Source organism: Streptomyces sp. NPDC001668 (assembly GCF_042893155.1).
Classification (GTDB): domain Bacteria; phylum Actinomycetota; class Actinomycetes; order Streptomycetales; family Streptomycetaceae; genus Streptomyces.
In genome coordinates this window covers 207,487-227,541 of the sequence record NZ_JBIAUQ010000011.1, presented here as the reverse complement: position 1 = coordinate 227,541, position 20,055 = coordinate 207,487, and the positions used below count along the sequence as shown (strand labels likewise).

Annotated in this window: 19 protein-coding genes and 1 pseudogene; 11 read left to right on the top strand and 9 right to left on the bottom strand. The window is 72.3% G+C overall.

Translation table 11 applies throughout. The annotated features are described in order from the left end of the window. Positions 1-26: 26 nt before the first annotated feature. The gene (locus ACFYZ8_RS30035; protein WP_388538169.1) at positions 27-1,511 is read right to left on the bottom strand and encodes an IucA/IucC family protein; all 1,485 of its coding nucleotides are present in this window, start codon (positions 1,509-1,511) and stop codon (positions 27-29) included. A 92-nt stretch (positions 1,512-1,603) separates the two neighbouring features. On the opposite strand from ACFYZ8_RS30035, the gene ACFYZ8_RS30030 reads away from it, so the two are divergent. Continuing rightward, entirely contained in the window at positions 1,604-3,097 is a 1,494-nt protein-coding gene (locus ACFYZ8_RS30030) for an IucA/IucC family protein (RefSeq protein ID WP_388538171.1), read from the top strand. A gap of 43 nt (positions 3,098-3,140) precedes the next feature. Here ACFYZ8_RS30030 and ACFYZ8_RS30025 read toward each other — a convergent pair whose 3' ends face one another. Continuing rightward, a complete protein-coding gene (locus tag ACFYZ8_RS30025) occupies positions 3,141-3,797 on the bottom strand; it encodes a hypothetical protein (RefSeq protein WP_388538173.1) in 657 nt (218 codons plus the stop codon). Further along, positions 3,794-4,603, bottom strand: a complete 810-nt coding sequence (locus ACFYZ8_RS30020; RefSeq protein ID WP_388538175.1) for an ATP-binding cassette domain-containing protein — start codon at positions 4,601-4,603, stop codon at positions 3,794-3,796. The genes ACFYZ8_RS30025 and ACFYZ8_RS30020 overlap by 4 nt, the downstream gene beginning before the upstream one ends. A gap of 220 nt (positions 4,604-4,823) precedes the next feature. Here ACFYZ8_RS30020 and ACFYZ8_RS30015 point away from each other — a divergent pair, with 220 nt between their 5' ends. Together ACFYZ8_RS30015 and ACFYZ8_RS30010 are read left to right on the top strand one after the other, a co-directional pair. After that, positions 4,824-5,729: a HipA family kinase gene (locus tag ACFYZ8_RS30015; protein WP_388538177.1), complete on the top strand. Its 906-nt coding sequence runs from the start codon at positions 4,824-4,826 to the stop codon at positions 5,727-5,729. Next, positions 5,726-5,995: a SelT/SelW/SelH family protein gene (locus tag ACFYZ8_RS30010; RefSeq protein WP_359031473.1), complete on the top strand. Its 270-nt coding sequence runs from the start codon at positions 5,726-5,728 to the stop codon at positions 5,993-5,995. Before ACFYZ8_RS30015 ends, ACFYZ8_RS30010 begins: the two co-directional genes overlap by 4 nt. 13 nt (positions 5,996-6,008) lie before the next feature. Here the strand turns inward: ACFYZ8_RS30010 and aceB are convergent, their stop codons facing one another. Further along, positions 6,009-7,643 (bottom strand): malate synthase A, encoded by a 1,635-nt coding sequence (aceB, locus tag ACFYZ8_RS30005; RefSeq protein ID WP_388538179.1) that lies wholly within the window; start codon positions 7,641-7,643, stop codon positions 6,009-6,011. Between the two features lie 184 nt (positions 7,644-7,827). After that, on the bottom strand, positions 7,828-8,427 hold the full coding sequence (locus ACFYZ8_RS30000) for a nucleotidyltransferase family protein (protein ID WP_359031476.1): 600 nt from the start codon (positions 8,425-8,427) through the stop codon (positions 7,828-7,830). Between the two features lie 177 nt (positions 8,428-8,604). Here ACFYZ8_RS30000 and ACFYZ8_RS29995 point away from each other — a divergent pair, with 177 nt between their 5' ends. After that, positions 8,605-8,913 carry a DUF5955 family protein gene (locus ACFYZ8_RS29995; protein ID WP_359031477.1) on the top strand — a complete coding sequence of 103 codons (309 nt, stop codon included), beginning with the start codon at positions 8,605-8,607 and terminating at the stop codon, positions 8,911-8,913. A 617-nt stretch (positions 8,914-9,530) separates the two neighbouring features. Here ACFYZ8_RS29995 and ACFYZ8_RS29990 read toward each other — a convergent pair. Further along, positions 9,531-10,325 carry an IclR family transcriptional regulator gene (locus tag ACFYZ8_RS29990; protein WP_359035233.1) on the bottom strand — a complete coding sequence of 265 codons (795 nt, stop codon included), beginning with the start codon at positions 10,323-10,325 and terminating at the stop codon, positions 9,531-9,533. Between the two features lie 281 nt (positions 10,326-10,606). Between ACFYZ8_RS29990 and allB the strand changes: the two genes are divergently transcribed. Then, positions 10,607-11,944 carry an allantoinase AllB gene (allB, locus tag ACFYZ8_RS29985; RefSeq protein WP_388538182.1) on the top strand — a complete coding sequence of 446 codons (1,338 nt, stop codon included), beginning with the start codon at positions 10,607-10,609 and terminating at the stop codon, positions 11,942-11,944. A gap of 38 nt (positions 11,945-11,982) precedes the next feature. Continuing rightward, positions 11,983-13,098, top strand: a complete 1,116-nt coding sequence (alc, locus tag ACFYZ8_RS29980) for an allantoicase (protein ID WP_359035229.1) — start codon at positions 11,983-11,985, stop codon at positions 13,096-13,098. 66 nt (positions 13,099-13,164) lie between these two features. On the opposite strand, the gene ACFYZ8_RS29975 is transcribed toward alc, so the two are convergent. Next, the gene (locus tag ACFYZ8_RS29975; RefSeq protein ID WP_388538184.1) at positions 13,165-13,911 is read right to left on the bottom strand and encodes an SDR family oxidoreductase; all 747 of its coding nucleotides are present in this window, start codon (positions 13,909-13,911) and stop codon (positions 13,165-13,167) included. 191 nt (positions 13,912-14,102) lie between these two features. Here ACFYZ8_RS29975 and ACFYZ8_RS29970 point away from each other — a divergent pair, with 191 nt between their 5' ends. After that, the gene (locus ACFYZ8_RS29970; protein WP_359035225.1) at positions 14,103-14,492 is read left to right on the top strand and encodes a ribonuclease domain-containing protein; all 390 of its coding nucleotides are present in this window, start codon (positions 14,103-14,105) and stop codon (positions 14,490-14,492) included. On the opposite strand, the gene ACFYZ8_RS29965 is transcribed toward ACFYZ8_RS29970, so the two are convergent. After that, the gene (locus ACFYZ8_RS29965) at positions 14,476-14,679 is read right to left on the bottom strand and encodes a hypothetical protein (RefSeq protein WP_388538185.1); all 204 of its coding nucleotides are present in this window, start codon (positions 14,677-14,679) and stop codon (positions 14,476-14,478) included. The two genes, ACFYZ8_RS29970 and ACFYZ8_RS29965, sit on opposite strands and share 17 nt — an antisense overlap. Positions 14,680-14,848: 169 nt before the next feature. On the opposite strand from ACFYZ8_RS29965, the gene ACFYZ8_RS29960 reads away from it, so the two are divergent. From ACFYZ8_RS29960 to ACFYZ8_RS29950, 3 genes and pseudogenes are all read left to right on the top strand, one after another. After that, the gene (locus ACFYZ8_RS29960) at positions 14,849-16,108 is read left to right on the top strand and encodes a sensor histidine kinase (RefSeq protein WP_388538187.1); all 1,260 of its coding nucleotides are present in this window, start codon (positions 14,849-14,851) and stop codon (positions 16,106-16,108) included. Between the two features lie 81 nt (positions 16,109-16,189). Beyond that, positions 16,190-16,879 carry a response regulator gene (locus ACFYZ8_RS29955; RefSeq protein WP_388538189.1) on the top strand — a complete coding sequence of 230 codons (690 nt, stop codon included), beginning with the start codon at positions 16,190-16,192 and terminating at the stop codon, positions 16,877-16,879. A 39-nt stretch (positions 16,880-16,918) separates the two neighbouring features. Then, a pseudogene (locus ACFYZ8_RS29950) lies at positions 16,919-18,107 on the top strand (cytochrome P450). 12 nt (positions 18,108-18,119) lie between these two features. Here the strand turns inward: ACFYZ8_RS29950 and ACFYZ8_RS29945 are convergent. Next, entirely contained in the window at positions 18,120-19,142 is a 1,023-nt protein-coding gene (locus ACFYZ8_RS29945; protein ID WP_359035217.1) for a Gfo/Idh/MocA family oxidoreductase, read from the bottom strand. 130 nt (positions 19,143-19,272) lie between these two features. On the opposite strand from ACFYZ8_RS29945, the gene ACFYZ8_RS29940 reads away from it, so the two are divergent. Then, on the top strand, positions 19,273-20,010 hold the full coding sequence (locus ACFYZ8_RS29940; protein ID WP_359035280.1) for a GntR family transcriptional regulator: 738 nt from the start codon (positions 19,273-19,275) through the stop codon (positions 20,008-20,010). Positions 20,011-20,055 lie beyond the last annotated feature (45 nt).

The following is a 20,055-nucleotide window of genomic DNA, read 5'->3' as shown; positions in this document are numbered from 1 at the left end:
GGGGCGCCGGGCTCCAAAACGGCCGCTCAGGCAAGCGGGTTGGGCAGCTCGGTCCACTGGTCGCCCGGTGTCCCCGGCGACAGCCGCATCAGCGTCAACGCCTTCGCGGGCAGCGGCTGTTCGAGCAGCGCGGCCAGATCGGGGGTCGGCGGCAGGTCTCGTACGGCCGTCTCCAGCGCCCCCCGCAACGCCGTCGCCGAACTCGCCGTACCCGCGAGGGCGCCGGCCACCAGGGAGCCGAACAGCTTGCGCCGCAGGGTCGTCACGTCGTCCGTGACGACCCGCCCGGACAGCGCCGGAACCGGGATGCCGTGCCGAGCGAGCCTGGCCGGGCTGACCCGGATGTCGGCCAGATCCCGGTAGACCAGCCGCATCGGCGCGCCCGACTCCGAGAGGACGACGAGGAGGTTCTGGCCGTGTGCCTCCAGGGCGACACCGAGCTCCAGCAGCCGCAGTCCCACCGTGAGCGCCAGCCGGGCGAACTCGGCCAGCCAGGCGGGCGATCGGGGCAGTTCGGTGCCGGCGAGGGCCGCCACCGGGAGGACCCGGTCGCCGTACACCTGAGGGGACTCGCGCAACACGGCGGCCAGATCGGGGGAGTTGGCCGTCACCGCACCCAGCGTGCGGGTGAAGTGCAGGAGTCCGTCCATGCGCTCCGCGAGTGTCTCCGCGAACTTCGAGAGGGTCGCCGACATGCCGATCGAGTAGACGGAGATGTCCCGCACCGAGGACGTGATCCGGGCGCTCAACGCGGTCTTGACGTGCGGCCCTTCGACCAGGGCGAGGGTGCGCAGGGACATCAGCGGGTGGGCGTCGAGGCCCTCCGTGACCGGCCGCTTCAGCACATGGTCCGCCTGCCACGGATGCACCGGCAGCAGCAGTCGCTCCCCGTCCCGCATCTCCGACGGCCACGCACCCGTCACCAGGCACTCCCCGGCCGGCACCGGCACCAGCCCCAGCCGCACCAGCGGCCGGTGCTCGGGACCGTAGGCCAGCTGCTCGGCCACCGAGAAGCCGGGCCGGGAACGGCAGTTGGGGTGATAGGGGTGCCCGTCGACGACCCGCTGCTCCCACTCCCAGTCGCGCACCGGCCACTCCTTAGAGCGGGGCGGCTGTACTGCCCTGGACAGCGCCAACGACACGACACTGTCGGCCAGTTCGGCGGCGAACTCCGCACCGTGCGGCACACCGAGGCCGGTCATCAGGCGCGCCGGGTCGTCGTGGGCGACGCCGTCCAGCCGTACGACGGTGACCCGGTCGTCGGTGGCGAACGGGTCCGGGTGCGGGCCGTGCAGCCCGCGTCCGTCCGTGAGACGCAGGGTGAGCCCCTCCCGGCCCGCCTCCCGCGCCGCGACCCAGGGCAGAGGCTCGTGCGTGAGCCCGCGCCACAGCCGGGACAGCACGGCCGCGCGGGCGCCGGGCAGCTCGGCCGTGTACCGCGACACGAGGTCGGGGCGTACGACAGCCAGCTCCTCGGCGAACGCTGCCTCGGCGGCGCGGGGACGGTGCACGGGCGGTCTCCTCGGGTGCGACTGGTGTCACGGTGGGGTGGTGACGGCAGACATACTGATCGTCATCGCCCCGGATGAACCGTAGAGAACGAGTGAACCGCGTGGATCTCCCGCCCCCGCCGGCCGGCACCGCCGTCGCACACCGCGCCGACGCGTACGCGGCCGCACCCCTGCTCAACTGCCTGCTGCGCGAGATCGCCGAGCCGCTCCCGGAACCCGGCGACCGCCCGGTCTACCGGCTCCCCGGCGGGCGACTGCTCAGGGTGCGGGGCGGCCGGCGGCCCGCCGAGCCCGAGGTGGAGACGGCGGACGGCTGGCAGCGGGTCGGTCACACCGAACTCGTCAAGCTCACCGCCGAGGAGCTGACCCGGCACACCGGACTGTCCAACCACGAGCTGCCCGCCGAGATGATCGACAGCCGGGACGCGGTGGCCGCCCTGCTCACGGCCCGGGAGCGGGCGACGGCACCCGGTGACCCGTATCAGCGCTCCGAGCAGTGCCTCGTCACCGGCCACCCCTACCACCCCGCCCCCAAGTCCCGCGGCGGCGGCCCCGTAGCCGCCTGGCTGCCGTACGCCCCCGAGGCCCATGCCCGTTTCCCGCTGGTCCTGCTCGGGGTGCGCGAGGACGCAGTCGTCGAGGAGGGCGACACGACGGCCCTCGACGCGCTCGGCCAGGCCCCGCCCGGCTACCGGCTGCTGCCCGCCCACCCCTGGCAGCTCGACCTGGTGAACTGCGCGGAGGCCTTCGAGGACGGCCGCCTGGTCCGGCTCGGCACGACCGGCTTCGAGACCTGGCCGACGGCCGCGATCCGCACGGTGTACGCCCCCGCACCCGACGTCTTCCTGAAGTTCAGCCTGGACGTGCGCATCACCAACGACATCCGGCGGCTCTGGCGTCACGACCTGCTGAAACTCCGCCGTACGGATGACGCGGTGGTGCGGGCCTTCGCCGAGCGCCCCGCCGCCTGGCTCAGCGACCGCGGCTACCGCACCGCCGACTTCGCCTTCGAGGAACTCGCCGTCCTGGTCCGCGACGGTCTGCGCGGCCATGTGCGGCCCGGGACGACCCCGCTGCTCGCCGCGGCCCTCGTCGAGGGCTTCGAGGGCAACCCGCTCGACACCGCCGAGGATCCGGCGGCCTGGTGGGAGGCCTACCTGGGCGCGGTCGTGCCGCCCGCCCTCTCGGCCTTCGCCGACCACGGCGTCGTACTCGAGGCGCACCTTCAGAACACCCTGGTCGCCGTGGACGCCGACGGTACGCCGGTGCAGGCGCTGTTCCGGGACGCGGAAGGCGTGAAACTGCTGCCGGAGGTCCCGCGCGGGGCCGGGTGGGAACGGCTGGTGTACTGCCTGGTCGTGAACCACCTGTGCGAGGTCGCCGCCGCCCTTGCCGAACGCCACCCGGGGTTCGACGCCTGGCCGGCCGCCCGCCGCGAACTGTCCCGCCACGACCTGCCCGAGGCCGCCGCCCTGCTCAGCGCGCCCACCCTCCCCGGCAAGACCAACCTGCTGCTGCGCTGGACGGGCGCGGACGGGGCGGACGCCCGGTACCTGCCGCTGCCGAATCCGCTGGCCGGCAGATGATCCGAAGCCGGCCGCGCGTCTGTGCGTGACCCGGCGCCGCGCCTCAGTCCTTCCGGAGGCTGACCGCCTGGGCGATCGCCACCGCCCCCGCCAGCACTCCCGCGGCGACGGCGAGCAGGAGCCCCGCGGACCCGAGGAGGTCCGCGGAGTCCGAGGCGTTCTGCAGATCGCCGAGCAGGACGCCGACCGGCGAGACGCCCCTGCCCAGCATCGCCGCGAGCAGCAGGACCAGGGCGGCCACGAGCGCGTAGCCCTGGCGGCGGAAGAGCAGAGGTGAGCAGAGCACGCCGATCGCGACGCCGGTCAGGGCGCAGGTGAGCTGGGCCTCGACGCCCAGCACGGCGTCCGCCGCCGTGAACGTGTGGGACCCGAACAGCAGCGGCAGGAACAGGCCCGCCGCCGTCAGCGGCAGGCACCACAGCAGTGCCGTGGCGACCCACCCGAGCAGCACCCGCAGATGGCTGCCCGCGGTGACGACGACGACCGAGCGGTGCGTGCGGTCCTCCAGGCCGATCAGCGCCATGGTCGACCAGACCGCGCACACCAGCATGGCCCCCGCGGCCGAGCCGTAGGTGGCCGCGAGCGGACCCGAGTCGCTGCTGGTCAGCACTGCGAGCAGCCCGACGAACAGCAGCAGCGGGGCGAGATGGCGCTGGGAGAGCAGCAGCGCCGTGACCATGTAGCGGATCAGGGCGATCACAGGGCGGCCCGCCTCGCGCCCGAGTGGACCGCGTGCGGCGCGACGGCCTCCACCGACCAGCGGTGCCGCAGCGCCGTGAGCAGCACGGCGTCCGAGTGCTCGCGCGCGACCCGCAGGACGACGGCCTCGCCCCGACGCGCCGCGTCCCGCACGCCCGGCAGGTCGTACCAGTTCACCTCCGCGGGCGGGCCACCGGTGGGCGGCACCGCCAGGACCAGTTCGACCTCCGGCGGCCGCGCTTTCGCCCGCGCTCCGCCGTGCCCGGTGATCCGGCCGCCGCTGAGGGCGAGGACGCCGGTGGCGTGCGTCTCGGTGCTCGCCTCACGGTGGTCGGTGAAGACCACCGCCCCGCCCCGGGCGGCCACCCCCTCGATGAACCCGGCCAGCACACCGTGGGCCGAGGCGTCCAGGCCCGACCACGGCTCGTCGAGGACCAGCAGATCGGGTTCGACGAGCAGGGCCTGGGCCAGCGCCACCTTCTGCGCGTTGCCCTTGGACAGGGTGCGCAGCGCGGCGTCCGGGCCGCCCACCAGGGCCAGTTGCTCCAGCAGCAGACCCGCCCGGACGCGGGCCGCCGGCCCCGGCAGACCGCGGACGCGTCCCATGTGGGTGAGGTAGGAGAGTGCCGACATGCGGTCGTGGGCGGTGAAGCGGTCGGGTACGTAACCGATGCTCCGCGGACGGTCCGAGACGGTTCCCGAGGTGGGCCGGGACAGGCCCACGAGAATCCTCAACAGGGTCGACTTCCCGGAGCCGTTGCCGCCCGCCACGGCGAGGACGTCTCCGGCCGAGACCTCCAGGTCCACGTCCCGGAGGATCCAACGCCCCCTGCCGTAACGCTTGGTGAGCCCCTCGCACCGCACCGCGGACCGTAACAAGTGGACTCCTCATGCGCCGTCCGGTGAGCCGCCGGACCCCATTGTCCTCCACCGACTTGTCCTCCACCGACGGGATCGGCCCCTCGGCCGTCCGCTGTCACGCTCGGTTACTATGGTCACTTCATGCGCTCGGCAGAAAGGGAGCGGCATGCTGAGACGGGTTGCGGCCACCCGCTACGTCGAACCCCTGCGCTCCGGCGGTTCCGTCCCCGGCGTCGTCGAGGCCGACGACCTGGGCACCTACGTCGTGAAGTTCACCGGCTCCGCCCAGGGCCGCAAGGCGCTGGTCGCCGAGGTGATCGTCGGTGAGCTGGCGCGGGCGCTCGGGCTGCGCTTCCCCGAGCTGGTCCTCGTGCACTTCGACCCGGCGATCGCCGACAGCGAGCCCCACCAGGAGGTGCGGGACCTGCACACGGCGAGCGCGGGGGTGAACCTCGGCATGGACTACCTGCCGGGCGCGCGCGACCTCACGCCCGAGATCGCCAGTCTTTTTCCCGTGGACCCGCTGGAGGCCGGCCGGATCGTCTGGCTCGACGCCCTGACCGTCAACGTGGACCGTACGGTCCACAGCTCGAACCTGATGATCTGGCCGACGCTCGGCATCGCGCCCCCGCGGCTGTGGCTGATCGACCACGGCGCCGCCCTCGTCTTCCACCACCGCTGGGACGGCACCGACCCGGCGAAGTCCTACGACTTCCGCCATCACGCCCTCGGCCACTACGGCCCCGACGTGCGCGCCGCCGACGAGGAACTCGCGCCCAAGGTCACGCCCGACCTCCTGCGCGAGGTCACCGCCGCCGTCCCGGACGCCTGGCTCACGGACTTCGCGACCCCGGCCGAGGCACGCGAGGCCTATGTGACGTACCTCCACGCGCGCGTGCGGGCCTCCGCGTCGTGGCTGCCCACCGACTTCCCCACCCGGGAGGAACTCGCCGCCGAGGAGGCTCTCCGCGCGGCGAGGACACAGGAAGGCCGGCCCCAGTGGCTGAAGCGGGTGCCCGACCTGCACGGCAAGCCGGCCGCGGAACAGGATTGGTCGGTGCACCTCGGATGAGCCCCGTCGTACAGATCGAGTACTGCACCCAGTGCCGTTGGCTGCCCCGCGCGGCCTGGCTGGCGCAGGAGCTGCTCACCACCTTCGAGACCGAGCTCTCCGAGCTGTCGCTGAAGCCCGGCAAGGGCGGCGTCTTCGTGGTCCGCGTCGACGACGAGGTGGTCTGGGACCGCCGCGAGCAGGGTTTCCCCGAGCCCACGGCGGTGAAGCAGGCCGTACGCGACCGAGTGGCCCCGGGGAAGTCCCTGGGCCACTCGGACAAGTGAGCCTTTTTGCGGATCAGCCGCGCAACTGTTCGTACGCGGGCAGCGTCAGGAAGTCCGCGTAGTCCTCGTCGAGGGAGACCTCAAGGAGCAGGTCGTGGGCCTGCTGCCAGTGCCCGGCGGCGAACGCCTCCTCGCCGAGCTCGGCACGGATGTGCGCGAGCTCCTCGGCGGCGACCTCGCGGGCCAGCTCCGGGGTGGCCTTCACGGTGTTTCCCTCGTGCTCGAACTCGACGCCCGCGTTGATCCACTGCCAGATCTGCGAGCGGGAGATCTCCGCGGTGGCCGCGTCCTCCATGAGGTTGAAGATGGCCACCGCGCCGAGCCCGCGCAGCCAGGCCTCGATGTAACGGATGCCGACCTGGACGGCGTTGACGAGGCCGTCGTACGTCGGCTTCGCCTCCAGGGAGTCGATCGCGATGAGGTCGGCCGCCTCGACGTGGACGTCCTCGCGCAGCCGGTCCTTCTGGTTCGGCTTGTCGCCGAGGACCTTGTCGAAGGACTCCATGGCGATCGGGACCAGGTCGGGGTGGGCGACCCAGGAGCCGTCGAAGCCGTCGCCGGCCTCCCGGTCCTTGTCGGCGCGGACCTTCTCGAAGGCCACCTTGTTGACCTCGGCGTCCTTGCGGGAGGGGATGAAGGCCGCCATGCCGCCGATCGCGTGCGCGCCGCGCTTGTGGCAGGTGCGGACGAGGAGTTCGGTGTACGCCCGCATGAACGGGGCCGTCATCGTGACCGCGTTGCGGTCCGGCAGGACGAACTTGGCGCCGCCGTCACGGAAGTTCTTGACGATGGAGAACAGGTAGTCCCAGCGGCCCGCGTTCAACCCCGAGGCGTGGTCGCGGAGTTCGTAGAGGATCTCCTCCATCTCGTACGCGGCCGTGATCGTCTCGATCAGGACGGTGGCGCGGATGGTGCCCTGCGGGATTCCGCAGTACTCCTGCGCGAAGACGAACACGTCGTTCCACAGCCGCGCTTCGAGGTGCGACTCGGTCTTCGGGAGGTAGAAGTAGGGGCCCTTGCCGAGGTCGAGCAGCCGCTGGGCGTTGTGGAAGAAGTACAGGCCGAAGTCGACGAGCGCGCCGGGCACCGGGGTGCCGTTCGCGTCCACGAGATGCCGCTCGTTCAGGTGCCAGCCGCGCGGGCGCATGACGACCGTGGCGAGTTCCTCGTCGGGCTTGAGCGCGTAGGACTTGCCGGACTTCTCGTCCGTGAAGTCGATGTTCCGCGTGTACGCGTCGGCAAGGTTGACCTGCCCGAGGACGACGTTCTCCCACGTCGGCGCCGAGGCGTCCTCGAAGTCCGCGAGCCACACCTTGGCCCCGGAGTTGAGGGCGTTGATGGTCATCTTGCGGTCGGTGGGGCCGGTGATCTCGACCCGGCGGTCCTCCAGAGCCGCCGGGGAGGGGGCCACCTTCCAGGAGTCGTCGGCGCGGATCGCGGCGGTGTCCGGGAGGAAGTCGAGCGTGGAGGTGCGGGCGATCTCGGCGCGGCGCTCGGCGCGGCGGGCGAGGAGCTCGTCACGCCGGGGCGTGAACCGGCGGTGCAGCTCGGCCACGAAGGCGAGGGCCGCCTCGGTGAGGACCTCGTCCTGCCGCGGCAGGGGCTCGGCGTCGACGATGGCCAGCGGGGACGGCGCTGGTGCGGACATGAGCGGTCACTTCCTTCAGCGGTGGCACCGGGTGCCAGTCGAACCGGGTACACGAGCGGCGCCCCTCGCGGGGGCAGGGCGCTTCTGAACAGTGGATACTAGTTTCCTCATTGTGGAAGTTCAATGGTTTGTTGATGTCGAGATTCTCCGGGTCGAGCGAAGGTGGCTCTGCGTGCCACGCCGTTCACTCAAGGTGCGCCAGGTCGGCCGCGGTGTCGATGTCGTACGGCTCGGCCACGTCCCCGCACTCGACGAGTACGATCGCGCCCCGGTGCTCCTTCAGATAGGCGCGTGCCCCCTGGTCGCCGGTCGCAGTCGCGGCGATCCCGGCCCAGTGCGCGGCGCCGAGGAGCACCGGGTGGCCGCGTACGCCGCCGTAGGCGGCCGACACGAGCGAGGTCTCGTCCTCGTACGCGCCAAGCACTCGGGCGACTGCCTCCGGCCCGATGCCGGGCTGGTCGACGAGCGAGACCAGCGCGCCCCGCGCCTCCGTCCCGGCCAGCGAGCCGAGCCCGGCCCGCAGCGACGACCCCATCCCCTCGGCCCACTCCGGGTTCTCCACGAGCACGCAGCCGCCGAGCTCCGCCCGCTCCCGTACGGCCGCCGCGGCCGCCCCCAGGACCACGTGCACGCGGGTGCAGCCGGCCGCGCGCAGTACACCGACCGCGTGCTCGACGAGCGGGCGGCCCCGGTGCGCGAGCAGTGCCTTGGGCCGCCCGCCGAGCCGCCGCCCACCGCCCGCGGCCAGGAGCAGCCCGGCCACCTGCTGTTCGTTCTCCGTCATGCGTCCTGCATACCTGACGCGCCGGGGTGTGCCGGGTTTCCACGGGCTGAATTTCGGTCCGCACGGTGGCGCCCGGCGCCCTGCGTGGCGTTTACTGACCCGCGTCCCTCGGCGCCCGACCAACGTCACAGGGGCATGGCGACGCTGGGCGCACGAAGGTGTGCGAGGGGGAGAGCTGTGTTGCGGAGCTTGGGGCAGAGGCCAGTGACCGGCAGCGACAACGATCCGAGAGTGGCGGAACTGCGGACCGCGGTGTCCCGGCTGCGCCGCGAACTCGCCGCGCACCCGGCCGAGTTCCCCGACCGTGACATCGCCGAGGACGAACTCGCCGCGCTGGCCGCCATGACGGCCTACGGGGAGCCCGAAGTACCGCGGCTGCGACGGTCGTTGCTGCTGATCGCGGGGGCGATCGGGTCGGTGAGCGCGCTGTCGCGGGGGTTGTCGGCGGTACGGGACGCGGTGGAACTGTTCAGCGAGCCACGCTGATCGCTCCGCGGGTTGGGCGGGGCGCCTAGGGGGGTGCCGGGTCGGGTTGTCGGGCGGCTACAGGTCGGTGGGGGTTGGTCGCGCAGTTCCCCGCGAGGCCGCTGCGCTGGGCTTGGGCGGGGCGCCTAGGGGGGTGCCGGGTCGGGTTGTGGGGCGGCTACAGGTCGGTGGGGGCTGGTCGCGCAGTTCCCCGCGGGGCCGCTGCGCTGGGCTTGGGCGGGGCGCCCAGGGGGGTGCCGGGTCGGGTTGTAGGGCGGCTACAGGTCGGTGGGGGCTGGTCGCGCAGTTCCCCGCGCCCCTAGGGGGTTGCAGTCGCCTGCGCCCCCATGGGCCGTTGGCCGCGTACGGCGGGAAGGGGACGGGGTGGGGGGTGTCCGCCCGCAGCGGCCGGCGTCCGTTACAGGGCACTACTCAAGTGGCCGAGCCGCCGGACCGAGGACGGATACCCCCCACCCCGGCCCCGACCCACAACCCACCGCACGCGCTACACAAGCCCCCACCGGACCGCAGCAGGCCGCCGCAGGCATCTCAGGGGCGCGGGGAACTGCGCAAAAACGCCCGCCCCCACCGCACCCGCACCCGCACCCGAACCCGAACCCGCACCCGCCCACTCACCGTCACGCCGGACTCTGGCTGGCCAACGCCTGCGACAGCTCCGACGCCACCTGCTGCAGCACCGGCACGATCTTCTCCGTGGCCGCCTCGGTGACCCGTCCCGCCGGCCCCGAGATCGAAATGGCCGCCGCGGTGGGGGAGTTGGGCACCGAGACCGCGAGGCAGCGGACGCCGATCTCCTGCTCGTTGTCGTCGACCGCGTAGCCCCGGCCGCGCACGTCCTCGAGGGCGGCCAGGAAGCCGTCCGGCGTGGTGATCGTCTTCTCCGTCGCGGCCGGCATACCGGTCCGGGCGAGCAGGGCACGCACCTCGTCGTCGGGAGTGTGGGCGAGCAGGGCCTTGCCCACACCCGTGGAGTGCGGCAGCACCCGCCGGCCCACCTCGGTGAACATCCGCATCGAGTGCTTCGACGGCACCTGGGCGACGTAGACGATCTCGTCCCCGTCGAGCAGCGCCATGTTGGCCGTCTCGCCGGTCTCCTCGACCAGGCGGGCGAGGTAGGGGCGGGCCCAGGTGCCGAGGAGCCGGGAGGCCGACTCGCCGAGGCGGATCAGGCGGGGCCCGAGGGCGTAGCGCCGGTTGGGCTGCTGACGGACGTATCCGCAGGATACGAGGGTGCGCATCAGGCGGTGGATGGTGGGCAGCGGAAGCCCGCTGCTCGCGGCCAGTTCGCTCAGTCCGACCTCGCCGCCCGCGTCCGCCATCCGCTCCAGCAGATCGAAGGCGCGCTCGAGTGACTGGACCCCGCCACCGGCGGACTTGGCGGAGTCGGTGGTGCTGGCGCTGGACGTCGGCACGGCGCGTTCCTTTCGGAGCTGCCTTTCGGGTCTGGGCAGGAGGGCAGAAGCCTACCCGGCAGTCGGTTGACTCCCCGCTGGTGCATAGCTACGTTCTGTCTACCGGAATTGTAATTCCGTCTTGTGGAAAGGTCCAGAGTGCCGACGCGGGGCGCACTGTGAGGAAGTGTGCCCTTGACGGCGCTCGGCCGGGAGTGAAGACTCCTTCAACAGAAAGTTGAATTCCGTTACGCGGAAGTTAACGGCGGCACGGAACTTCACGGCGGCAGAGAGGGGTCCGGGTGTCCGACACTGAACTGGTGCTGCGCTCGACGCGCGTCATCACACCCGAGGGGACGCGGCCCGCGTCGGTCGCGGTCGCCGACGGGAAGATCACCGCCGTACTGCCGTACGACGCCCCCGTCGCTGAAGACGCCCGCCTCGAGGACCTCGGCGACGACGTCCTGCTGCCCGGCCTGGTCGACACCCATGTGCACGTCAACGACCCCGGCCGCACCGAGTGGGAGGGCTTCTGGACCGCCACCCGCGCCGCGGCGGCCGGAGGTATCACCACCCTCGTCGACATGCCGCTCAACTCCCTGCCGCCCACGACGACGGTCGACAACCTCCGTACCAAGCAGGAGGTCGCCGCCGACAAGGCCCACATCGACGTCGGATTCTGGGGCGGCGCGCTGCCCGACAACGTCAAGGACCTGCGCCCGCTGCACGAGTCGGGTGTCTTCGGCTTCAAGGCGTTCCTGTCGCCGTCGGGCGTGGACGAGTTCCCGCATCTCGACCAGGACGGGCTCGCTCGGTCCCTGGCCGAGATCGCCTCCTTCGGCGGCCTGCTGATCGTGCACGCCGAGGACCCGCACCACCTGGAGGCCGCCCCGCAGCAGGGCGGTCCGAAGTACGCCGACTTCCTGGCGTCCCGCCCGCGTGACGCCGAGGACACGGCGATCGCCCAACTCATCGCCCAGGCGAAGCGGTTGGACGCACGCGTGCACGTGCTCCACCTGTCGTCGAGCGACGCGCTCCCGCTGATCGCCCAGGCCAAGGCGGACGGCGTCCGCCTCACCGTCGAGACCTGCCCGCACTACCTCACCCTCACGGCCGAGGAAGTCCCCGACGGGGCGAGCGAGTTCAAGTGCTGCCCGCCCATCCGGGAGTCCGCCAACCAGGACCTGCTGTGGCAGGCGCTGGCCGACGGCACCATCGACTGCGTGGTCACCGACCACTCCCCGTCCACCGCCGACCTCAAGACGGACGACTTCGCCACCGCGTGGGGCGGCATCTCGGGACTCCAGCTGAGCCTGGCGGCGGTCTGGACGGAGGCCCGCAGGCGCGGCCACTCGCTGGAGGACGTGGTCCGCTGGATGTCCGAGCGGACCTCGCGACTCGTCGGCCTGGACCGGAAGGGCGCCATCGAGGCCGGCCGCGACGCCGACTTCGCGGTCCTCGCACCCGACGACACCTTCACCGTCGACCCGGCGGCCCTCCAGCACCGCAACCGCGTCACCGCGTACGCGGGCAAGACCCTGTACGGCGTGGTCAAGTCGACCTGGCTGCGCGGCGAACGCATCGCGGCGGACGGCGAGTTCACGCCACCGAAGGGCCAACTGCTCACCCGCAGACCCTGATCCACCCGCACCGGCCCCCTCCTGAAAGGCACGCATACGTGACGGCGATTCCGAGTTTCACCGGCGACGCGCATCCGTACGGAGGCGGTGACCCGTACGCGGACTACCGCACCGCCGACTTCCCCTTCACCCAGTACGCCAACCTCGCCGCACGGTCGCTCGGAGCCGCGGTCATCGCCGCCAACGACGAGTTCTTCGCCCAGCGCGAGAACCTGCTCATGCCCGAGCGGGCCGAGTTCGACCCCGAGCACTTCGGGCACAAGGGCAAGATCATGGACGGCTGGGAGACCCGGCGCCGCCGCGGCGCCTCGGCCGAACACCCCTGGCCGACCGCCGAGGACCACGACTGGGCGCTGGTGCGGCTCGGCGCGCCCGGCGTAATCCGGGGGATCGTGGTCGACACGGCGCACTTCCGCGGCAACTACCCGCAGGCGGTGTCGGTCGAGGGCACGTCCGTGGCGGGCTCCCCGTCCCCCGAGGAGCTGCTGGGGGACGACGTGAAGTGGACGACCCTGGTCCCGCGGACACCGGTCGGCGGGCACGCGGCGAACGGCTTCTCCGTCTCGCTGGAGCAGCGCTTCACGCACCTGCGGGTCAACCAGCACCCCGACGGCGGCATCGCCCGTCTGCGCGTGTACGGCGAGGTCGTCCCGGACCCGGCGTGGCTGGAGGTCCTCGGCACGTTCGACGTGGTCGCCCTGGAGAACGGCGGCCAGGCGGAGGACGCCTCGAACCTCTTCTACTCACCGGCCTCGAACACCATCCAGCCGGGCCGCTCCCGCAAGATGGACGACGGCTGGGAGACCCGCCGCCGCCGTGACCGGGGCCACGACTGGATCCGCTACCGCCTCGTGGCCCAGTCCCGGATCAGGGCCATAGAGATCGACACGGCGTATCTGAAGGGGAACAGCGCGGGCTGGGCTGCGGTGTCGGTCCGCGACGGCGAGGACGGCGACTGGCGCGAGATCCTCCCGCGCACCCGCCTCCAGCCGGACACCAACCACCGCTTCGTCCTGCCGGAGCCGGCCGTGGGCACGCACGCGCGCGTGGACATCTTCCCGGACGGGGGGATCTCGCGCCTGCGGCTGTTCGGTTCCCTGACGGAGAGCGGCGCGGCGGCGCTGTCGGCGAGGCACCAGGAACTGGGCGGCTGAGGCCGGCCCTGCGGCGTCCGAGGTGCGGACTCACGCTCCTCGGACGCGGCAGGGGATACGCCTACCTCACGCCGCGTGCCCCCCGTCCACGGAGAACTCCGCCCCGGTGACGTACTCGGCGTCCGCCAGATACGCCACCATCGACGCCACGTCCTCCGCCGTCCCGAACCGGCCCGCCGCGGTCATCGCGGCCTGCCCCGCCGCGAACGGCCCGTCCGCCGGGTTCATGTCCGTGTCGACAGGCCCGGGATGCACGATGTTCGCCGTGATCCCGCGCGCGCCCAGCTCCCGCGCGAGTGCCTTCGTCAGCCCGACCAGCGCCGACTTGCTCGTCGTGTACAGGGTCCCGCCGGGGCCGGGCACCCGCTGGGTCATGCAGCTGCCGATCGTGATGATCCGCCCTCCGTCCCGCATCCGCGCGGCCGCCGCCTGAGAGGCGAGGAACACCCCGCGCACATTGACGGCCAGCACCCGGTCGACGTCGGCGAGGGACAGCTCGCCGAGCGGCCCGAGCACCCCCACGCCCACGTTGTTCACCAGTACGTCCAGCCCACCGAGCGCCTCCGCCGTACGCGGGACGGCCCCCGCGGCCTCGTCCGGGTCCGCGGAGTCCGCCCGCAGGGCCACGGCCCGCCGCCCCAGCGCCTCGATCCGCCGTACGACGTCCGAGGCCGCCTCCTTGCCGTCCATGTACGTCACGGCCACATCAGCGCCCTCCCGCGCCAGCCGCACCGCCGTGGCCGCACCGATCCCCCGACTGCCCCCAGTGACGAGCGCGACCTTGCCGTTCAGAGTTCCGTGAGTCGTTGTCATGACCCCCATCCCACCGGCCGAACCCCGCGACCGCTGGCGGCGAACGGACAGGGACCTCGGGCCGACCGCCGCCCGGTGTTCGTGAAGGCGCCGGGCGGCAGGTTAACTCCCCGAAAACTCATCGGACTTGACGGGAAAATCTGCGGAGTTGTCATTGACATGCCACTGTCTACGCGCGTCATCATGAGGGCATGAGATTCCCCCCACGGATCACTCGCATCGGCGCCGCGGCCGCCGTCCTGTCCGCCCTCCTCGTCGGCGGCACCGTCACCACCGCAACCCCGGCGGCCGCCGCGGTCGGCAGCGTCTGCTACACCAAGCTGCCCTCCCAGGCCTACGACACCCTGGACCTGATCGAACAGGGCGGTCCCTACCCCTACTCGCAGGACGGCAGCGTCTTCCAGAACCGGGAAGGCGTCCTGCCGGGCCAGTCGACCGGCTACTACCACGAGTACACGGTGATCACGCCGGGCTCCTCCACGCGTGGAGCACGCCGGATCGTCACCGGGCAGAAGAGCCAGGAGGACTACTACACGGCGGACCACTACGTCACCTTCAACCTGATCAACTACGGCTGCTGACAGCGTCCGCGGCGGCGAACAGCGCGAACGCCGGCACGATCAGGGCGATGCTCGCGCAGATCCCGTAACCGTCGAGGAAACCGATCCGCTGGACCAGGCCGATGTGCCAGTCCGTGAATTCGTGCAGCAGCCCCGTCCCGCCCTGCACCAGGGCGAGGAAACCGAGCAGTTCCAGCAGGTGCTTCATGGGTAGACCCTCGCCCCGCGGACCCCCCACGCACATCGGCCGCGGGGCGAGCCCCGTGCCGCCGAAGCATCGGATCCGCGCGGCCGTCCGCGCCGAAAGTCTGCGCTGCCGCGACTTTGGTCGCCGATCCCGTTCGCGGGGAGGTGCCAACGGACCTCGCTGCGTAGATTTGTCGACCGTGAGCGGTGACGAGACGGTTCCCGAACCCCCGGCCTTCTCCGGCCGACGCTGGCTGATGCCCTCCGCGGTGATCCACGAGTTCGACCCCACCGACGCGCGGTCCGGACGGCGGCCCCGGCGCACCGCCCGCGACTGGATCGTCGACTTCTCCTGCTTCCTCCTGGCCGTCCTCATCGGCCTGATCGCCGCGGACGCGGTGGGCGACAACCCGCATGTGTCCCACACCGCCGCCACCGCCGACCAGCTGCTCGGCGCGGCCGCCTGCGCCGCCGTATGGCTGCGCCGCCGCCGGCCGCTGGGCCTCGCCCTGGGCACGATCCCGCTCGGGCTGCTCTCGGACACCGCGGGCGGCGCCTGCATGATCGCCGTCTTCACCCTCGCCGTGCACCGCCCCTTCCGGTACGTCGCCTGGGTGGGCGGCGCCAACATCGCCCTGGTCCCGCTCATCTACCGGCTGCGGCCCGACGCGGACCTGCCCTACCTCGTCTCGGTCGTCCTCTCCGTGGTGCTGACCGCCGCGATCGTCGGATGGGGCCTGCTGGTGCGGGCCAAACGGCAGCTCATCTTCAGCCTCCGCGACCGCGCCCGGCGCGCCGAGACCGAGGCGCGGCTGCGGGCCGAGCAGGCGCAGCGGCTCGCCCGCGAGGCCATCGCCCGCGAGATGCACGACGTTCTCGCGCACCGGCTGACCCTGCTGAGCGTCCACGCGGGCGCCCTGGAGTTCCGGCCGGACGCGCCCCGGGAGGAGGTCGCGCGGGCGGCCGGGGTCATCCGGGAGAGCGCGCACGAGGCGCTCCAGGACCTGCGGGAGATCATCGGGGTGCTGCGGGCCGCGGACCACGACGACGCGGGCCGCCCCCAGCCGACCCTCGGGGCGCTGGACGCGCTGGTCGCCGAGTCCCGCGAGACCGGTATGAAGGTCACCCTCGACAGCCGTGTCACCGACCCGGCCGCCGTGCCCGCCTCGGTGGGCCGTACCGCCTACCGCATCGCCCAGGAGGGCCTCACCAACGCCCGCAAGCACGCCCCCGGCGCGGAGGTCACCGTCACGGTCACCGGCGGCCCGGGCGAGGGCCTCGTCGTGGCCGTACGCAACCCCCCGCCCGAGGGCGAGGTGCCGCACGTCCCCGGCTCGGGCCAGGGGCTGATCGGCCTCACCGAGCGCGCCACGCTCGCCGGGGGCCGGCTGGAACACGGGCCGGAGGAGGACGGGGCGTTCCGGGTGGAGGCGTGGCTGCCGTGGGGGTGACGTTCCCCGCCACCGATGGCCGGGCAACTCGCCCGCCCGCAGGGTGATTGCGCCCTGCCTCCACGTGATTACGTATGGCTCATGACTGTGATCAGACTGCTCCTGGTCGACGACGACCCCCTCGTGCGGGCCGGTCTGTCCCTGATGCTGGGCGGCGCCGAGGACATCGAGATCGTCGGAGAGGCGGCGGACGGCACCGAGGTCGAGGCCGCCGTCGAACGCACCCGCCCGGACGTCGTCCTCATGGACCTCAGGATGCCGTCGGCGGACGGCCTCACCGCCACCGAACAACTGCGTGGCCGTCCCGACGCCCCGCAGGTCGTCGTCCTGACCACCTTCCACGCCGACGAGCAGGTCCTGCGTGCCCTGCGCGCGGGCGCCGCCGGATTCGTCCTCAAGGACACCCCGCCCGCCGAGATCCTCGCCGCCGTCCGCCGGGTCGCGGCCGGCGACCCCGTCCTGTCGCCCACCGTCACCCGCCAGCTGATGGAGCACGCGGCCGGCACCGCCGCCGACACCCGGCGGGCACGCGCGCGTGAGCGCCTCGCCGCCCTCAACGACCGCGAACGCGAGGTGGCCGTCGCCGTCGGCCGGGGCCTGTCCAACGCCGAGATCGCCGCCGCCCTCTACATGAGCGTCGCCACCGTCAAGACCCATGTGTCCCGCGTCCTGGCCAAGCTCGACCTCAACAACCGGGTGCAGATCGCGCTGTTGGCGTACGACGCGGGACTGCTGGAGCAGGTCGAGGAACCCGAGCCGGACGGGCACTAGGCGCGCCTGCCGGGCGTTGAGGGGGTGAGGGGGGAGTCCATGACCGAAGCAGTGATCGATCTCGGGGAGTACGGCGACGCGTTCCGTGCCGACCCGCACCCCGTGTACGCCGAGTTGCGCGCCCTCGGCCCCGTGCACCGGGTGCGGCCGCCCGGCTCCGACGCCGACTACGCGACCTGGCTGGTCGTCGGGCACGAGGAGGCGCGCGCGGCCCTCGCCGATCCGAGACTGTCCAAGGACGGCCGTCGCATCGGCACGGTGTTCGACGACGAGGCGCTGATCGGCCGCCATCTGCTGAACAGTGACCCACCCGAGCACACGAGACTGCGCGGCCTGGTCTCGCGCGCCTTCACCATGCGCCGGGTGGAGCGACTGCGGCCCAGGATCCAGGAGATCACCGACGACCTCCTCGACGCGATGTTGCCGCACGGCCGGGCCGACCTGGTGCAGTGGCTCGCCTACCCGCTGCCGATCACCGTGATCTGCGAGCTCCTCGGCGTGCCCGAGATGGACCGCACGGAGTTCCGCAAACTGTCCACGGAGGTCGTGGCGCCCACCAGCCCGGAGAGCGCGTACGACGCCGTCCAGCGCCTCGGCGAGTACCTGAAGGAGCTCATCGAGGACAAGCGGGGCGCCGGGCCGAGCGACGACCTGCTCGGCGACCTCATCCGCACCACCGCCGAGGACGGCGACCGGCTCTCCGCGTCCGAGCTGCGCGGCATGGCCTTCCTGCTGCTGATCGCGGGCCACGAGACCACGGTCAACCTCATCACCAACGGTGTGCACGCCCTGCTCACCCACCCGGACCAACTCGCCGCCCTGCGCGCCGACATGAGCCTCATCGACGGCGCGGTCGAGGAGACACTGCGCTATGAGGGCCCGGTGGAGAACGCCACGTTCCGGTACGCCGCCGAGCCCCTGGAGATAGCCGGACGGACCATGGCCAAGGGCGACCCGGTGATGATCTGCCTGAGCGCGGCCGACCGCGACGACTCCCGCTACCCGGCCCCGGCCCGCTTCGACATCCGCCGCGACCCCCGCGGCCACCTCGCGTTCGGCCACGGCATCCACTACTGCCTGGGCGCCCCGCTGGCCCGCCTGGAGGCGCGCACGGCGATCGGGTCCCTTTTGGAGCGCGCCCCGGCTCTGGCGCTGGACGGGCCTGCGGGGGAGTGGCTGCCGGGCATGCTGATCAGGGGGGGTGCGGAGTCTGGTGGTGCGGTGGTAGCGCGGGGTGGGTTCAGAACGCGGTCGCGTTCGCGCCGCCCTGGATCTCCGCCAGGTGTACGGCCCTGCGCTCCCGTCGGGACACCTCGCACGCCTCGGCGACCCGTAGCGCCTGCAACGCCTCGCGCCCGTCGCAGGGGTTCGCCCGCTCACCCCGGACCACCTCGATGAACGCGGCCAGTTCGGCCTCGTAGGCCGGTCCGAACCGCTCCAGGAAGCCCGTCCACGGCTTGTCGGCGGCCGGCGGCCCGGTGGGCTCGGTGGACGCGATCGGCGTACGGTCGTCCAGGCCCACCACGACCTGGTCCAGCTCCCCGGCCAGCTCCATGCGCACGTCGTACCCGGCGCCGTTCAGCCGCGTGGCCGTGGCCGTCGCGAGGGTCCCGTCGTCGAGGGTCAGCACCGTCGCCGCGGTGTCGACGTCCCCCGCGGCCCGGAACATCGGGGGACCGGCGTCGGATCCGGCCGCGTACACGTCGACGATCTCGTGGCCGGTCACCCAGCGCAGGATGTCGAAGTCGTGGATGAGGGTGTCCCGGTACAGCCCTCCGGACAGCGGCAGCCACTCCGCAGGCGGCGGCGCCTGGTCGGAGGTCAGCGCCCGCACGGTGTGCAGCCGTCCGAGCCGCCCCGAGCGCACCGCCTCCCGCGCGCCCGTGTAGCCCGCGTCGAAGCGGCGCTGGAAGCCCATCTGCAGAATCGTCCCGGCGGTCTCCACCTCGGCGATCGCGTGCAGCGTGCCGGGCAGGTCCAGCGCGATGGGCTTCTCGCAGAACACCGGCAGTCCCGAGCGCGCCGCCCGGCCGATCAGCTCGGCGTGGGCCGAGGTCGCCGTAGTGATCACCACGGCGTCCACGCCCCATTTGAAGATCTCGTCGACGCCGGGGGCAGCGGTCTCCCCCAGGCGGTGCGCGAGCTCCTGGGCCCGCGCGCCGTCCGCGTCCGTGAGGATTAAGGAACCGACCTCCCGATGGCGGCTGAGCGTGTTCGCATGAATGGTGCCGATGCGGCCCGTCCCTATGACCCCGATGCGCATGTGAACAAAGTGTGGCCGCGAACCCTGCGCTGTCAATCCGTATGTCCGGACAATCTGACTACACGACTTCCCGTCAACAGCGCACAGAGCTACGCTCGGGCCCGTGCCGAAACCAGAAGTGGACCCGACCGTGACGCTCGAGCTCAGTGTGGACCGCAGCAGCCCGGTGCCGTTGTACTTCCAGTTGTCCCAGCAGCTGGAGGCCGCGATCGAGCACGGGACGCTCACCCCGGGCAGCCTGCTGGGCAACGAGATCGAGCTCGCCGCCCGGCTCGGCCTGTCCCGGCCCACTGTCCGCCAGGCCATCCAGTCGCTCGTCGACAAGGGCCTGCTCGTGCGCCGCCGCGGAGTCGGCACCCAGGTCGTGCACAGCCAGGTCAAGCGCCCCCTGGAGCTCAGCAGCCTCTACGACGACCTGGAGGCGGCCGGCCAGCGCCCCGCCACGAAGGTCCTCGTCAACACCGTCGTCCCCGCCACCGCCGAGATCGCCGCCGCGCTCGGCGTCCCCGAGGGCAGCGACGTGCACCAGGTGGAGCGGCTGCGCATGGCCCACGGAGAGCCGATGGCGCACCTGTGCAACTTCATCCCGCCTGCCCTCCTCGACCTGGACACCGCGCAGCTGGAGACCACGGGCCTCTACCGCATGATGCGAGCGGCAGGCATCACGCTCCACAGCGCCCGCCAGACGATCGGCGCGAGAGCGGCCACGACGGAGGAGGCCGAACGCCTGGTCGAGGAGGCGGGCGCCCCTTTGCTGACCATGCAGCGAGTGACCTTCGACGACACGGGGCGAGCGGTCGAGTACGGTACGCACACATACCGCCCGACTCGCTATTCATTCGAATTCCAGCTCCTGGTGCGCCCCTGAAGGGGCGCGGGGAACTGCGCGATCAGCCACGTACGAGCCGCACCC